The organism is Vibrio sp. Y29_XK_CS5 (assembly GCF_024181835.1).
GTDB classification, from domain to species: Bacteria; Pseudomonadota; Gammaproteobacteria; order Enterobacterales; family Vibrionaceae; genus Vibrio; species Vibrio harveyi.
This window is the reverse complement of the sequence record NZ_JAMZAM010000001.1, coordinates 837430-854196: the sequence shown is the minus strand read 5'-3', so window position 1 is coordinate 854196 and position 16767 is coordinate 837430. Positions and strand designations below refer to the sequence as shown.

The 16767-nt window shown below is 43.8% G+C and carries 12 protein-coding genes; 6 read left to right on the top strand and 6 right to left on the bottom strand.

Annotation, left to right across the window (positions count from 1 at the left end):
- Nucleotides 1-40 precede the first annotated feature (40 nt).
- Entirely contained in the window at nt 41-637 is a 597-nt protein-coding gene (locus tag NL647_RS03795) for an ACP phosphodiesterase (RefSeq protein WP_009696702.1), read from the bottom strand.
- Between the two features lie 609 nt (nt 638-1246).
- Between NL647_RS03795 and NL647_RS03790 the strand changes: the two genes are divergently transcribed.
- On the top strand, nt 1247-2677 hold the full coding sequence (locus NL647_RS03790; RefSeq protein ID WP_009696704.1) for a methyl-accepting chemotaxis protein: 1431 nt from the start codon (nt 1247-1249) through the stop codon (nt 2675-2677).
- A 337-nt stretch (nt 2678-3014) separates the two neighbouring features.
- Nucleotides 3015-3230, top strand: a complete 216-nt coding sequence (locus tag NL647_RS03785) for a hypothetical protein (RefSeq protein ID WP_074051515.1) — start codon at nt 3015-3017, stop codon at nt 3228-3230.
- Here NL647_RS03785 and NL647_RS03780 read toward each other — a convergent pair.
- From NL647_RS03780 to NL647_RS03770, 3 genes are all read right to left on the bottom strand, one after another.
- Nucleotides 3227-3895, bottom strand: a complete 669-nt coding sequence (locus NL647_RS03780; RefSeq protein ID WP_253649662.1) for an HAD-IA family hydrolase — start codon at nt 3893-3895, stop codon at nt 3227-3229. The genes NL647_RS03785 and NL647_RS03780 overlap by 4 nt on opposite strands.
- A 240-nt stretch (nt 3896-4135) precedes the next feature.
- Nucleotides 4136-5890, bottom strand: coding sequence for an HD domain-containing phosphohydrolase (locus NL647_RS03775; protein ID WP_005451713.1), 1755 nt, complete (start codon nt 5888-5890; stop codon nt 4136-4138).
- A 72-nt stretch (nt 5891-5962) separates the two neighbouring features.
- Nucleotides 5963-6472, bottom strand: a complete 510-nt coding sequence (locus NL647_RS03770; RefSeq protein ID WP_253649661.1) for a flavodoxin — start codon at nt 6470-6472, stop codon at nt 5963-5965.
- A 213-nt stretch (nt 6473-6685) separates the two neighbouring features.
- Here NL647_RS03770 and NL647_RS03765 point away from each other — a divergent pair, with 213 nt between their 5' ends.
- From NL647_RS03765 to glgC, 4 genes are all read left to right on the top strand, one after another.
- A complete protein-coding gene (locus NL647_RS03765) occupies nt 6686-7159 on the top strand; it encodes a CreA family protein (protein WP_005451711.1) in 474 nt (157 codons plus the stop codon).
- A gap of 130 nt (nt 7160-7289) precedes the next feature.
- The gene (locus tag NL647_RS03760; protein WP_009700365.1) at nt 7290-8594 is read left to right on the top strand and encodes an inosine/guanosine kinase; all 1305 of its coding nucleotides are present in this window, start codon (nt 7290-7292) and stop codon (nt 8592-8594) included.
- A 237-nt stretch (nt 8595-8831) separates the two neighbouring features.
- Nucleotides 8832-10586, top strand: coding sequence for a formate--tetrahydrofolate ligase (locus tag NL647_RS03755; RefSeq protein ID WP_253649660.1), 1755 nt, complete (start codon nt 8832-8834; stop codon nt 10584-10586).
- A gap of 387 nt (nt 10587-10973) precedes the next feature.
- Nucleotides 10974-12188: a glucose-1-phosphate adenylyltransferase gene (gene glgC, locus NL647_RS03750; RefSeq protein ID WP_253649659.1), complete on the top strand. Its 1215-nt coding sequence runs from the start codon at nt 10974-10976 to the stop codon at nt 12186-12188.
- 102 nt (nt 12189-12290) lie between these two features.
- On the opposite strand, the gene NL647_RS03745 is transcribed toward glgC, so the two are convergent.
- Both NL647_RS03745 and NL647_RS03740 read right to left on the bottom strand, forming a co-directional pair.
- Complete coding sequence (locus NL647_RS03745) at nt 12291-15455, bottom strand: glycosyl hydrolase family 18 protein (protein ID WP_253649658.1); 3165 nt, start codon at nt 15453-15455, stop codon at nt 12291-12293.
- A gap of 277 nt (nt 15456-15732) precedes the next feature.
- Nucleotides 15733-16614 (bottom strand): AraC family transcriptional regulator, encoded by an 882-nt coding sequence (locus NL647_RS03740; protein WP_253649657.1) that lies wholly within the window; start codon nt 16612-16614, stop codon nt 15733-15735.
- Between the last annotated feature and the right edge of the window lie 153 nt (nt 16615-16767).

Sequence of the window (16767 nt, the reverse complement as noted above, 5' to 3'; positions counted from 1 at the left end):
CAGAGCGCCTTTGGGCATACTACCTTTAGCAGTCAATGCGTTATGAATTAATTAGCTGTTGATGATACTCAGCAGATTGACTCAACACATCTCGATACAGCGCAGCAAACTTCCCTTCCAATTGTTCATATTCATTATCCAGAACCTCAAACGTCGTCGTGAGGTCTGCCATACGCGGCGTTCTTTGTGACATCCGATGAAGGGCAAATTCGATGTTTTCTAAGTATTGATAAGACTGCAACCAACCACCACTCCACATACGACTATGTAATAACAAAAATCGTGGAGGAAGTTGTTCTGATATTTGTTCATTCACTTGAAGATAAGCATATTGAACAAAGGAATCTAAAGATTGCTCGCTAAATGAATACCAATGCTTGGCTAAACAGTGGTCCCAAAACATATCAAGAGCGATAGGTGCAAAGCGTCGTGCAACGCCAGTAAAGTGTGGTTTGCATTCTTCGACAATAGCGTGGTGATCGGTGATACGATCCACAAAACGATGGAGTTTAATACCATTGGAAATATCAGCTTGATATTGCTTGCTTGGATCTCCCTTTACGAAATCTCCAAGCAAGTTTCCCATTAAATGGCTATTACAGTGATCTGCAATATGCAGGTGGGCTAGAAAGTTCATTAGACGCTGTGAGTGGCCTTTTGGCTCGTCTTACATGAACTTAGTATAACGTCTGTAGTGACGCGGTGAGAGTACTAATTGTACTTATTCGGCTTCTTCTTCTGAGCCAATGTAGTCCGACAAGATAATACCGATTTCGAGTGCATCAAGCATCTCTAGGCATTCGTCGTTTTGGTATTGGTCGCTCATTGTGACCTCCTTTGTGTTACATCTCCTGAAGCATTCATGCTTCGATTCTACTGCCATAACTTCTTCTTTATCGATGACAGCAACTCCTTTTTATAGCCTTTATATGACACATTCATGACAGCGAAAAGTAAAGTTTTGGAAAGCTATGACAGAAATCATAAGTAAACGTTTGCGGTCAATATTCTCAAAAAACCAGACACCAACGTCAAAGCACTACCATTTCATATGCATGCAATTGTCAGATTTTAATTAGTTTTCTGTCATTAATGGATATGATGTACCGTTATAGGTAGCTTCAGATCTCATATTTTGAAATCGATTAGCCACTTGTTACATATTTTGCTGATAAGCCGCGCATATTTTGTTTCGATATAACTATAAGTTTGTTCAACACCGTTTTCATCTCAAATGGAGCTATAAATGAGAGAAGTTGAGTTTAGAACGATAGACAGATTGTTTATCAAAATGTCTATCAACGACAAAATGTGGGTCATTTTCCTTCTGTTCCTAGTGACTTTAACTTCAGTGGCAGGCAGCCGCTATTTCAATGACATTCAACAATTTGAGCAGCAGTCGATCATTGCTGCGCAAGCTCGGCTTTCGGGTGTGGTCGAATCACAACCAGATAGCCTACGCAGCATCAATGGCGTTGTGAACGTAAGCTCGGTCAACGATGCGAAGTTTGAAAACGGTACGGTGACCGTTTATTCTTCATTAAAATCAGGTCAAGCTATTCAACTCACTGAAAACTTATCTAGCCAATATCAACAAGCGAAGTCAGGGGCTTTAACTACGTTCCTTCTAAGCTTACTTTGGGCTGTACCGTTCGCCCTATTCTCTTATTGGGTAGCAACCTTTATTGGTGGTGCTTTGTGGGTGTTGTACACAACAACTGAAAAGATTGGCGACGGCGATTTAACGTCACGATTAGGTTTTCATCCAGGGCGCGATGAGTTCGGCACTATCGGTTGTGCACTCGATAAGTCAATGGATACTCTGACCGAGCTAGTAAACAGCGTAAAAGATAACGCAAATACCCTAAGCGAAACATCGGCTTCCTTCGAACAAGACATGAAGCTAAGCGAAACGCAAATCGCACATCAATACCAGACATTAGATTCTGTTGCGACGGCAATGGAAGAAATGACAGCATCAGCCAAAGAAGTATCGAGTGTTTCTCAGCAAGCAACGCTTCAATCAGACCAAGATGCACAACAGATTGAGAACAGTCGTAACCGCGTACAGAGTGTTATCACCGAAATTGAAACTTTATCGAGCTACATTGAGCAAGCGTCAGCTTCTGTTGGCAGCTTGAACGAAAATACAACGCAAATTAACGACGTTATCACCACCATCAATGCGATCTCTGAGCAAACCAACCTACTCGCACTAAATGCAGCCATTGAAGCGGCTCGCGCTGGCGAACAAGGTCGTGGCTTCGCTGTGGTTGCTGATGAGGTTCGAACACTTGCAAGTCGCACCCAACAGGCAACGGTTGAAATTCAAGCTATGATTGAGAAGCTCCAGGTCGAGAGCCAAAACATTGCTTCTATTACAGATCGTACCGTTCAACAAGCGCAAACTAGTAGCCAACTGATTGATGAAATCGGTGGTGATGTAACAGCGATTGCCGACTCAGCACGTTCACTGATGGATATGAGTATTCAAATCTCAACCTCTGCAGAAGAACAAAGCGCAGTAGCAAACGACATTGCATCTGAACTGTCAGACATTCGTTCTCAATCTAATACGATCAGAGAAGTAGCAGAACAATCAACAAGTGGGGTTGCTGCGTTAACGCAAGCGTCTGTCTCACTTGGTGAAGTATTGAAACGCTACCGCACAGCATAATCGAAATTAAGACAAAAAGGGCTCCGAGTAAGGAGCCCTTTTTATTTGTTGTGGATTTTATTGTTATACCCAAGTGACTTCAAGATGCAGGGTTCAGAGCGTTGTCATTGATTCGAGAGCAAGGAAAACAACGCAAGGTACTATGTAACCTGGATGCACTTGTAACCTTGATGCACTTGAGTATACAAATTTTGCTAATCAAGCATTATCTGGATATCAAATCACTTTACTTTGAAGTGAATCGAAATAATTCTCTGAACTTGATGAAAGAATGTTCAAAGGTTAGACGTTCCGCTATTCTAGATATTGCCAATAAAATTTGCTGCTGGTGAACAATATGAATAATTACAACAAAACAAAAGACACTGATGATCTTCAGTGTCCCCTATGCCAATGCGATGAATATATGATTTCATCAGATGGCGAAAAATTCACATGTGCTTCTTGTGGATTCCATACAAAAAACTTTTCATCTATCCAATGCTTGCATCAAACCCCGTTATTACAAACTAAATTCAAACACATCCACAGTTTAAGCAATGTTTGTCACTAAACTGAGCAGCCTAAGAGCTGCTCTTTTAGTTCATCAAGGTGTGAAATTTGAATAACGCGCTCATCGTTTACTAGATTAATCGGTGCGCCGTTATAAAGCTGAATGGTTCTTACGCCTGCATTTAAACCAGCTTCCACTCCTTTAGGCGTATCGTCAATGTACAAGCAATCACTAGGGAGAAAGCCCATATTCATTGCGCTGTACATAATGAGATCCGGTTCCGGCTTCCAACTGTTCGCATCAAATGCAGAAAATACTTTGCCTTTAAATGCGTCCAATAGCCCTGTCAGCTCTAGTGAATACTCAATCTTGTCTTTAGGACCATTAGAAGCAACACAATATTCAATGTTGTGCGAATCTAAAAACTGAATAAGCCGTTTTGCCCCGTCCATTGGTTGCAAATGACGCACAAATAGCTTTTGTAACTCTTCTCTATATTGCGGTTCAAGAACATCAATAGAGGCATTTACGTTCATCAACTCTTTCGCATCACGGAGAATGTCTGCCAACTTACCGCCTTTAAAATGCTCGACACACTCATCGAAGCTCATTTCAGCGCCATACTGGCTAAACACGTTCACCAATGCTTGGCAGCACAAACGTTCACTGTCTACCAAGGTCCCATCACAATCGAATATGACGCATTTAATATTGTTAATAGCCATACGCCAGTCCCCCGCCAACGAATATTACACACTCTGCTGTTCAATTAAGTTTGAACTTATTGACTTATTTATTTGTACTAAATATGTATACTCATGATAGGTAAGTTTAGAAATGTTTAAACGACAGACTTGGCATTTCGTAGAAATGAGAAAGAACAATTAACATTTTTTTAAGCAAGATCACCGAATGAAGCCCCAAAATTAAGAAAGATGAAACTTCATTTAGCGTGGTAATTAGCATTAAACTTCGTTATCTGGGTACAAATAACGCACTTCTATAAAATCATCCAAATTATTTAACAGAAGCTGAGTCAAGACAGGGTCGAAGTGTTTGCCCTTTTCTTGCCTGAACAGCTCGACGACCTCTTCAGTTGTCCATGCGCGTTTGTAACATCGCTCGGTAAATAGAGCGTCAAAGACATCTGCAATCGCAACAATGCGCGCAAACAAGTGGATATCTTCACCTTTTAAGCCATTTGGATACCCAGTTCCATCCCAACGCTCGTGATGTTCGTGTGCGACGATGGCTGCAAGTTTGGTGATTTCACCTTCACGATTATTGAGTAACTCAAAGCCTTTCGTAGTGTGACGCTTCATGATCTCCCATTCATCTGCATCCAACTTACCTTTTTTATCTAGGATGGATTCAGGTACAGAGATTTTCCCCACATCATGCATTGGACTTATGACTTCAATCATTTCCACTTCGCGATGGCTAAGACCATAAAATTCCGCCAGAGTGGCAGATAGTCTCGCGACGCGCTTTACGTGCTGCCCAGTTTCCCCAGATCGGCATTCAATCGCCTCGCCCAATATGTGAATCATTTCCTTTTGAACACTCAACGTTCGCTTTTGTAGCGTTACGATCTTTCGATTCTTTTGGTCAATGACTTTACGTTGGCGCATGGTCATAAACTGACTGACGATGACCAGAAACAACAGAATAATCAGCGCACAAGCAAACAAGAGCAATTTGATGTTTACTTGAATCGCCGGTGGTGGCGCATTAATGATGTGTGCGCTTTCAGGAATATCGTAACGGCTGATTCCGTATTTTTGGATAGCAGTAAAATCGAGAACGGCCTCGGATATCAGCTCATCATCCACTTTGGTCATGGACAACCCCAATTTCCCAGCCATCAACTCAGCAGCCTCGTAGCCGTATTGTTCAGAGCGGTTGACAAAACCACCTAAAATGCCCGGTTCTTCGAGGTACATTTCCCACAGAACAAAAACAGGAGCGGCGCTTTTTGCACCAATAACATGCGCCACTTGTTGATAAGAGTGGTAATGCCCTTGCTCTGCCTCTGTATTAAAATGAGTGAGTAGAACCGCATCATTTGGGCTTATGTTCTCTAGTTGCTTTGATGCGTCATCAAGGGTTTCATCACGTAGCTCGATTAGGTTGATCTGAGGAAACTTTTTCATTTCCGCAACGACACGCTCATGAATAAGCTCAGACGTCATGCTACGATCAGCTAAGTAATAAAGGTTCTTGATTTGAGGACGTAGCTGGTTGATAAGCAGAATATTTTCGGCGACTCGGTCTTGTTCATAAAGCACGCTACCAGAAGAACTCAACGTATCAAGCGTGGCGTCCGCGTCATTTATTCCAACCGCTACGAGAGGGGTAAAACGTTCATCATTCGCAAGGTATCGCTTTGCAAACTGCAATGCGGCATCGTCAGAAATGATGACACCATCAAATTCATAGTCTTTGTATTTTAACTTAAGGTAATTGGCCATCCGTCTAAAATAGCCATCGGTATGCACTCGCTTTGCATCCAGATATTCAATCGACAGCTTTACTTCGCTGTTCGTTTGTTTGAAGCCCTCTTCTATGCCTTTTTGAATATCACTGGTCCATTGATATGAAGGCTCATAGGAGTGTAACACCAGTACTCGTTCGATTTCCCAATCAGTATTGTCAGCATTGACTGCGGCCGTCCCTAGGCACAACAAAAGACCCAATAAACGCGTCAAACGCTTAAACATGTTTTACCCAGCCGAGAAAAAGAAGATTTTGCACATTCTAAACATCGATTCCCTTCAGGGAACCGATATCGATCAATTTTCAATGACTATTGTTTCACTCAACTTTTGATCGTGGTTCAGCTTTTTTCCTAAATCACAGACAAACTGGTGTTTATCTAAATTTTGAGAAACCACTAAATCAGAAATAAGGGTGTTGCCTTCATATTGGCTTACAATCGCGGCACCAACCGGCTCCCCTTCTTTAAATCCGACATACAACTCAAATTCTGGTGTAAGGATGATTTGGGTAAGGAACTCAACAATCATTTCTTGTTCGTGCTTGTCTGCCCAACGCTGCGATTGAAGAATTGAAAACATCACGGTAAGTCGATGAAAATCAACTAAGAATATGTCTTCTACCGATAAGTTTGACTCATTGTCTAAGAGCAACGTATTACTACTCACCTCGTAGGTTTGCTGCTCAAGCATACGATTGTAAATTTCACGACCTTCCAAACTTTCTTTAGTAGGGAATTCAACTTCTACTAAATCATGCAGCCACTCGTTTTTTCTTTTAATGCTTTCTAACTGTTGTTCGTTCATTTTCTTACCTTAAGCGCTGCTAGTTCAATTTTGGACAGCGTAAAAAAGACAGGACTTTGATTAGAAATGTAGTGCTCACCTGCTCTGGAGCGGTACATTAGCATGAAGCCTCTTACAAACCTAGCTAAACTCCTGAGGTAACGCCAAATTTTGTTTTAATCGTGTGCGTCTGATAAATTGAATCAATAGATTAGCCTATTTAAGGGATGAAAAATGAAAAAAAGCTTGCTTGCTTTAGGTTTGGTAACGGTCTTGGCTGGGTGTAGTGATAATGAAGTGGGCGACGTCTCACTAGGCATGTTCACAATGAAAGACATTAAAATTGGTCACCTACAAGATGAAGTCGTAACTGGCGTAACTTGTCATATTGCTTCTATTGAAGCGAACCTAAGTTTGTCTGATCCGAGTGACAGCTCAATCTCTTGTCGTCAAACCGGTGATATCACACCAGAAATGATTGCAAAAATAGACAAGAGCAAGTCAGGGGAAGTGGTATTCAAAAAATCGAAAAGTATCTTCTTTAAAACGATGAAAGTGCGTCGAATCTACGATCCAGAGAATCAAACGTTACTTTACTTATCATACACCACGAAAGAGACCGAAGGCAGCTTCAAACATAGCTTGTCAACGGTGCCATTATGGGGCACGAAAGCTTACGTCGAACCGACTGTAACTCCTACAAATTAACCCCAAATCGCTGCTAAAAACACCAGCCCGCTGCATTTTTCAGCGGGCGAATTTCTTTGTAATAAAACACAACGATTTTCAAAATTTTGTGATACAATCCCGCCTCTTTTTTTCTCACTCAAGAACAAGCATGAAGTTTCCTGGACAGCGTAAATCTAAACACTACTTCCCAACTCACGCTCGAGATCCATTAGTCAACCAAATTCGACAGGCGCCTAAGCTGTACCGCCCTACGATTGTCGGCGTTGGTCAAACCATCGTAGATATCGAAGCGCGCGTAGACGATGCGTTTTTAGAAAAATACAACCTTAGCAAAGGTCATTCTCTCGTTCTTGAAGAGAGCAAAGCAGACGCACTATATGAAGAGTTAGTAGAGCAAGGTCTGATTACTCATCAATACCCAGGCGACACTATCGGTAACACTCTGCACAACTACTCTGTATTGGCAGACAGCAAATCCGTACTACTTGGTGTTATGTCTAAGAACATTCAAGTCGGTTCTTTCGCATACCGTTACCTGTGCCGCACCTCTTCACGCATGAACCTTAACCACCTGCAAACTGTAGATGGTCCTATTGGTCGCTGCTACACCCTAATTTCTCAAGATGGTGAACGTACTTTCGCAATTAACGAAGGTCACATGAACCAACTAGCTCCTGACAGCATTCCTGAAGAGGTGTTTGAAAAAGCCTCTGCTCTTGTCGTTTCATCTTACCTAATGCGTGGTAAAGAAGATGACCCAATGCCAAAAGCCGTTCAAAAAGCGATCGACTTTGCTAAGAAGCACGACGTCCCTGTTGTACTAACGCTGGGTACAAAATACGTGATCGAAGGCAACGCTGAGTGGTGGCAAGAGTACATTCGAGACAACGTATCTGTTGTTGCAATGAACGAGGAAGAAGGCGCTGCGCTTACTGGAGAAACTGATCCACTTGCTGCCGCAGACAAAGCACTCGAGTGGGTAGACCTTGTTTTGTGTACTGCTGGTCCTGATGGTCTATACATGGCTGGTTACACCGAAGAACAAGTGAAACGCGAAACAACGCACGATATCCTTGAAGGCTCAATTGATGAGTTCAACAAGTTCGAATTTAGCCGTGCTATGCGCAAAGAAGACTGTAAACAGCCGATGAAAGTGTACTCTCATATCGGTCCTTACCTAGGTGGACCACTTGAGATTAAGAATACCAACGGTGCTGGTGATGCCGCGCTATCTGCTCTTCTGCACGACATGGCTGCCAACTCTTTCCACCAGAAAGAAGTTCCTAACTCAGAAAAACACGAAGTACGTTGTCTGACTTACTCTTCGCTATCTCAAATTTGTAAGTATGCTAACCGTGTAAGTTACGAAGTGCTAACCCAACACTCTCCTCGCCTATCCCGTGCTCTACCAGAGCGTGAAGATAGCTTAGAAGAAACCTACTGGGATCGCTAAGAACCAAGCACTTAGAGCGAAAAATATGCGAAGGTCACCGTTTGGTGACCTTTTTGTTTTGATCTAGCGCAGTATTTAGTGTTTTTTGTTATTATGTAGCACGCTAAGGCGCACGAACTGCTTTACACCTCTTATTTTACCAGTATTATTCTCGCGCAAACGTTTGCGCAACAGCAATACAGTCTTTCGATTGCTTGATGTTGAACGCCACGTGTTAGCCATTTTTTTGGAGTATCCATGCAGTCTGATATTGAAATTTGCCGAAACACACCGTTGTCTTCTATCGCTACTGTCGCAGCAAATGCAGGTCTTTTGCCGCACGAATTTGATACACACGGAAAACACAAAGCTAAAGTTCATCCCCAATGTCTTGAGCGCCTCAATACAAATGCAAATCAAGACGGAAAGTTAGTGTTGGTCACTGCGATTACCCCTACTCCTTTAGGTGAAGGTAAGACCGTTACAACAATCGGCTTATCTCAGGGGCTATCTAAGATCAATCAATCGGTCATGGCATGTATTCGTCAACCGTCAATGGGTCCAGTATTTGGCGTTAAAGGTGGGGCTGCTGGCGGCGGTTACTCTCAAGTTGCACCAATGGAGGAACTAAACCTGCACCTCACTGGTGATATCCACGCGGTTACCGCAGCGCATAACCTTGCGTCCGCCGCGCTTGATGCTCGTCTCTATCACGAGCAACGAGAAGGCTACGCGGCGTTCGAGGCACGAACTGGACTAAAAGCACTTAAAATCGATGTTGACCGAATCACGTGGAAACGTGTAATGGACCACAACGATCGTGCACTACGCATGGTGAAGATTGGTCTGAATGAAGAAGGCAAGACCATTAACGGTTTTGAACGTAGTGAAGGTTTTGATATCTCCGCAGCCTCTGAGCTTATGGCTATCCTTGCCCTAGCAAAAGATCTTAAAGACTTACGTCAGCGTATTGGGCGTATTGTCGTGGCATACGATATCGAGGGACAACCGGTTACCACAGAAGACTTGCAAGTCGCAGGTGCAATGGCTGTCACACTCAAAGAGACAATAGCTCCAACATTAATGCAGACTCTAGAAGGTGTGCCAACCCTTATTCATGCAGGTCCATTTGCTAATATCGCTCACGGTAATTCCTCTATCATTGCAGACGAAATTGCTCTTAAACTATCTAGTTACGTTGTCACTGAGGCGGGTTTTGGTTCCGACATGGGGTTCGAAAAAGCTTGTAATATAAAAGCGGCGGCGGCTGGTCGAGCTCCTGATTGTGTTGTGATTGTTGCGACATTACGCGGCCTAAAAGCAAACTCCGGTCACTACGATTTGCGTCCGGGCATGGCTATTCCGGATTCGATTTTCAACCCCGATCAAATGGCATTAGAAGCAGGGTTTGAAAACCTGAAATGGCACATCAATAATGTTCATAAATACGGTATTCCTGCTGTCGTTGCGATCAACCAATTTCCGCAAGATTCTATAGAAGAGTTGTCTGAATTAGAGTCTTTAATAGAACGCTTTAATCCTGAAGTAAAAGTTGCCATCAGCACCGCATTTGCAAAAGGCGGTGACGGTGCCGTTGAGCTTGCTAAGCATGTTGTTGAAGCATGCGAGAATCCATCGGAGTTCACCCCTCTTTACACGAAAGAGCAATCATTGAAAGAAAAGCTGATGGCGGTCTGTGAAGCTGGTTATGGTGCATCAAATATCGAGATGAGCGATCTAGCAAAACAGCAGCTCAAGCACTTTGAAACGCTTGGCTTTGACGGCTTAGCTGTGTGCATTGCTAAAACGCCGTTGTCACTCAGTACAGATTCAGCAATTAAAGGCGCACCTAGTGGCTTTAACGTTCCGATTCGCGAACTTCGCTTGTGTGCCGGAGCAGGCTTTGTATACGCACTTTCAGGAAACGTCATGACCATGCCAGGGCTACCAGACAAACCTGCATTTATGAACTTAGACCTTGATGATCAAGGTAACATCATCGGTCTGTCATAACCTCACTGCTGTTTTCTACAATGGACAGGAGCCTTTGAGCTCCTGTTTTAATTTCTGCTCGTCCCACATTACCTCATTGTTTTAACGCCGCTTTACATTGTAAATCGGGTTGTAGACAACCTTTGGCCACTCCGACCTCACCAATTTAGTGCACGACATATTTCCCCACTCCCTAATGTAGTGCAAAGTTAACGCTTCATTTATCAAAATATATTGATTTCATTGATAAAATTCTATGGCTCGAATCTTGTACTAGGGTATATAACAAAACGATTTCTAAAAAACAAAGGACACTCACTGTGCACATCGAATAGCAATCAGCAGTTGGCTAACTCCTCAGGCTTTAGAGCGCTTTCGAGGCACGTAAGATAAGGGAAAGGGAAGATTATGCAAGATGCACTTGCGGTAATTTTAGCCGGTGGTATGGGGTCAAGGTTAAGCCCTCTCACCGATGATAGAGCCAAGCCAGCGGTTCCTTTTGGCGGTAAGTATCGTATCATTGATTTCACGCTAACTAACTGTCTTCATTCTGGTTTACGCAAGATATTGGTTCTCACTCAATACAAATCACATTCACTACAGAAACACTTGCGAGATGGTTGGTCCATCTTTAATCCCGAACTTGGTGAGTACATAACGGCAGTTCCACCTCAAATGCGCAAAGGTGGTGCATGGTACGAAGGTACAGCCGATGCGATCTACCACAATATGTGGCTACTTTCGCGAAACGATGCAAAGTACGTCGTCGTTCTTTCTGGTGACCATATCTACCGCATGGATTACGCAGCGATGCTCGAAGAGCATAAAGAAAACGGTGCGAAGTTAACGGTCGCTTGTATGGATGTTCCTGTTGAAGATGCAACCGCCTTTGGGGTCATGGGCATCAAAGAGAATGGTTTGGTCGAATCTTTCGTCGAAAAACCAGAAAACCCACCTACTCTGCCAGATGATCCAACTCAAAGCTTGGCTTCTATGGGTATCTATATTTTTGATATGGACGTACTACAAGACGCTCTTGAAGAAGATGCGAAACTCGACGATTCCAACCATGACTTTGGCAAAGACATCATCCCAAAGCTCATCGATACTCAATCCGTTTACGCTTATAAATTCTGTGGCAGTAAAGGTCGTGTAGACAAAGATTGCTACTGGCGCGATGTAGGTACAATTGACTCTTTCTATGAAGCCAATATGGACCTTTTAGAACCCATACCACCAATGAATTTGTATCAGCCTAACTGGGCGATTCGCACTTATGAAGCGCAATTTCCACCAGCAAGAACCGTTTCATCAGCCACAGGTAATGAAGGTATTTTTATAAACTCAATCATCGCCAATGGCGTTATCAATTCGGGAGGGTCTGTTCAGCACTCAGTGATAGCAGCAAATGTGCGCATTCATGATAGTGCAACTGTCGTAGATAGCATTATTTTTGATGATGTCGAAGTTGGAGAAGGCTGTCAGTTGGTGAGTTGTATTATCGACAAGCACGTTCGAATTCCCCCTCATACTCAAATTGGAATAAACAAAATTGAAGACGCAAAGCGATTCCATGTTTCTGAAAAAGGCATCGTAGTTATTCCGGAAGGTTACCAGTTCTAGCTTTTTTGCTCTCATGTAATCATCAATAGAGAAAAACCAAGCTCACCAAATAAAAAAGCGCGCGATGTAAATCGCGCGCTTTTGTCATCCACTCAATTTGGATTAGATATTACATACTGTTGACCAGCTACCATCACTACCCGGCTCTGATGCAGTCCACCAGTTTGCTTGGTATACCACACCATTGTGAATCACTTTGTCACCTTGGTTAGCGTGGCTTGGGTTACCTTGCCAATCAGTTTGTGGCAGGTCTGGGTAAGTAACTAACCCTGCGGTGTCACAAGTACCAGGTTCAGTACCGCCACCACCACCGGTGCCAGAGTTTAAGTCACCAATTGGTAGATCTGGTTGCTCAAACTTAAACGCAAACTCTTTACCGCCAGAAATTACGGTGTAATTAGCAGGACCAGAGATTGGTAGGTAGTAAACCATATCGAGCTCGTAAGTACCGCCTGCTGGTAAGTCTTTCCATGCAGGTAGAGAGAAGGATACGCGATGCATAACACCATCTAGACCACCGATGTTGTTTGCACGAGTGTGACCAGAAGCAATAACACTTAGACCACCACCAGATTGATCTTTCGCGTTATCCGGTGCTGATACAGGAATATCAAACTGGAATTCTGTACCACCAGGAATCGCTTGACCAGTGTTGTTCGTAAACGTGATCTTAGGATTGATTGGGTAGTTTTGGTCACCAACTTTAAAGCCGCCAACGCTAACAGCGATGTCTACTGCTTCTGTTGGAATCGGACCTGTCGCAATCTTGTTTCCGTAAGGCGTTGCAGACTTAAACTTATCGTAAATCGCCTTGGTCATCGTGTTACCCATGTGGTACTCACCATTACCTGCAGCACACGCTTGTTCAGTTGCATCTATCGTTGTACGGTTGCCGTTCGCATCTAGTACGTAACAGTTGTAGTCACCCGCAAGCTCCCAGAACATGATACCGCCGATCTCTTTATCGATAACGTAGTCCGCTTTCACTTCAACAGACGCTTTATCTTCTGTTGAAAGGAATACGCTCTTCTCTGCGTTCCATAACCATGGAGCTACCGCAACATCATCATAGTTACGCGTGTAGGTGCCAACCAATTGGTCTGAAGGGTCGTTAACTGGATCTAGACCATACGCTTGAGCATAGGAACCCCAAATGCCTTTCTCTAGGTTCTTCGCGTGCCACATTGGGTTGGAACCTGCGCCCATTTCGTTGCCTTTAGGGTCAGTATCGTGCCACATGTTATCGATACCTAGAGCACCGTGACCACAATTGTTCTTCTCACCTTCACCTGTACCAGGCGCACATTCAGACTGGTTTGGTAATGCTGCACGACCCCAAAGACCGTTTTCACCACCTGTCACACCTTGCCAACCACGAGTATAGTAAGGAACACCAATGTTAATACGACCAGCCGGCATTGAACCGCGGAAGTAATGGTATGCCCAATCCGTGTTCAAGTAGCCGATACCACCGTAAGCCGCAGTGCCATATACATTCCACTGTGCTAGCTCAGAGTCTTTACCTGTATCGAACAGTGCCGCGTTATGACCAACGTGGTCGTTCCAAGCACCGTGTAAGTCGTAAGACATGATGTTTACGTAATCTAGGTACTTAGTAACGTCGAAGGTTTCCATACCACGTAGCAAGTAACCTGAAGAAGGCGCTGCAATCGTTAGCATGTAGTGATGACCATCTTGTGTTGATGCCGCGTCCAATTTCTCACGAAGCACTTTCATAAGTTCTTGGTAAGACGCCCACAAGTATGGACGACGTGGTTCCATGAAGTCTTTATCGTAAGGGTTACCCGCTCCTGCCATAGAAGTTGGGTACTCGTAGTCAATGTCTAGACCGTCGAACTTGTATGTACGCATCATTTCAACAGCAGATGTCGCAAACTTCTCGATACCCGCATGGTTGATTGAACCGTCTGCGTTAGTCGTCATCGTATAGAAGCCACCGTCAGCAACACGGTTACCATCTGCACCGAAGTGACCACCCGTTTCAGCCCAGCCACCAATAGAAATCAACGTCTTAACATCGTGTTTCTGTTTGTAAGTCGCTAATGCACCAAAATGACCTTTAAAGCCTAGCGCTGGATCTACTTCAACACCCGGCCACGTTTTGCCCGTCGCAGGGTTAGTTGGATCATTCACATCCCCAACATTAACTTTACCGTCAGAGCCGATGCTTACGAACGCGTAGTTGATGTGAGTTAGTTGATCCCAAGGGATGTCTTTAACTAGATATGCGGCTTGTGGGTCATCACCACTACGCCAGCTAGTAAAGTAACCGATGACACGACGTGGGTGATCGGCACCCATTTTTTCACGACCTTCTTCGTCGTAAATAGTACAGTAAGGAACATCTAGACCCGCTGTTTGGTACAGACCGTCAGGACGACAGTTCGACGTCACTGCGCCGCCATTAACGGTCAATGAAACAAGTGAAGAGTCTGTTGTTGCGCCAGCATCGTCAGTTGCTTTCGCGTAAACAGATACGCTACCCGCTTGTTCAGGCGTAAAGTCAACGGCATAAGGTGCAGCTGTTGCGGTGCCGATCAACGCACCCGCAGCGAAGAACTCAACTTTAGCGACTGTGCCATCTGCATCAGCAGCATTCGCAGTTACCGTGACTGAGCCACCAAGTTCGATAGAGGTTGCAGATAGAGCAACATCAACGGTTGGCGCTTCGTTGCCTGGCTGACCTGCATTTACATTAAGAGTGACAGCACTAACCGCACTCACTGCATTTTTGTCATCATACGCTTTGGTAGAGAACTCGTGAGCACCTTCAGTTGCCGTCCATGAAGCCGTGAAAGGCGCTGCTGTTGCAGTGCCAACTAACGCACCATCAACAAAGAACTCAACTTTACTAATTGTGCCGTCAGTATCTACGGCATCCGCAGCTAAGTTAACCACGTCACCGGCGGTGATCGAAGCCGACGCAGAAGGTGATGTTAACGTAACCGTCGGTACTTCATTCACAGGTGGATCGACAGGTCCCGTATCACCACATGCGCCTAGGTTTTCCCATTCACCCCACTGACCTGATTGCGCAGGGTTGTTGTTTTGGGTCCAATAACGAGCTTTGTAAGCGTTGTTTTCGTGTTGAACTTGGTCACCGCCATTGTAAACCTTTGACGAATCCCAAACTTCTAGAGGGGCACAATCAACCGCCGCATAGGTGTTGAAAGCCATTAGACAAGATGCAGTTAACGTACTGAGTGTAAATACACTCTTCACTGCTTTCCCGTTTCTAAGGTGCATATTGCTCTTCCTTAAGTTATTGTTAATACAATACAAAATACGCTTAACTACCGCGCACTATTACTTTTGTTTCGACGTAAAATAACTTAAGTACAACTACAGAGTTTCACACTATATATTTATAAATTTTCAGCAACACCTCTCAAGAATCCACTAAAACGTTGCAACAAAAGACATCTTATTTTGCACCAATAACTAATTTTATTACTCAAATAAATATGTCGATCGCAATTTATTAAAAAAGACGAAAAAAGTCGTAATTTTGAAATAAAGATCACTAAGCCTTTGTTGATCTTGGAGTTTCGTTAAAGTGGCGCTTGTACTCTCGACTGAACTGTGATGGGCTACTGTAACCAACTAAACGTGCTGCATCGTTTACCCGTCTTCCTTCTAACTGAATTAATTCGCGTGCTTTATTTAAGCGAACCTTTTTGATGTATTGCAGAGGTGATTCAAGCGTTACGCTTCGAAAGGCTTGATGAAACGCTGAAACACTCATGTTCGCTTCTTCAGCTAGCGTCTGAACATTCAGTTGTTCATGGTACTCTTGATGAACGCGGTTAAGCGCTTTCGCCACGCGCGCGTATGACCCTTCTTGATGTGCTAATTCGAACAAAACATGCCCTGACTCACTCACTAATGTTCGATAGACAATCTCTTCCAGTAACATGTCGCCAAGCATTGCAACTTCAAGATCATCGCACAAAGCCGTCATCAAACGTTTACACGCATCCAGCATCTGCTCATTCATTCGAACTGACTTCAAACCACAACGGGTCTCGTCTTCACATACATTACTATAGCGTTGCGATTCCAGTTTCTTTACTAGCTTTTGCAGCATCGCATGCGAGATATCAATTGAAATCCCGAGCAACGGCTCATTATCGACAGCAATGGCTTCACATTCTAAAGGCATAGGAACTCCAACCACCAAATAGTCATCTGGTCCATAGCGAACTGGCGTCTGACCGATATGGATGTTCTTGTGTCCCTGCCCGAGAACAATGATTCCAGATTGATAAACAAAAGGTTGGCGGTTGTTACCTTTGCTACTGCGATAAAACCACACGCCGTCAATAGCGGTTTCTTTAATGCCTTCTAATTTATCCAAATCAAATTTAGTGGCGTACTGTTGCATGATCTGAGCAAGTGTCTTCATTGTGTCACTCCAATAACTTTCCACGCACTATACTTGGAGTTCTGATTACAGTTCCAGCACGACGAACGCACATTTGTAGAAATAGGCAAAAAAATTACAGAAATCGACCTACTAAGGCGCATCAACGCGTACTAATATGCATGTATTCACTCT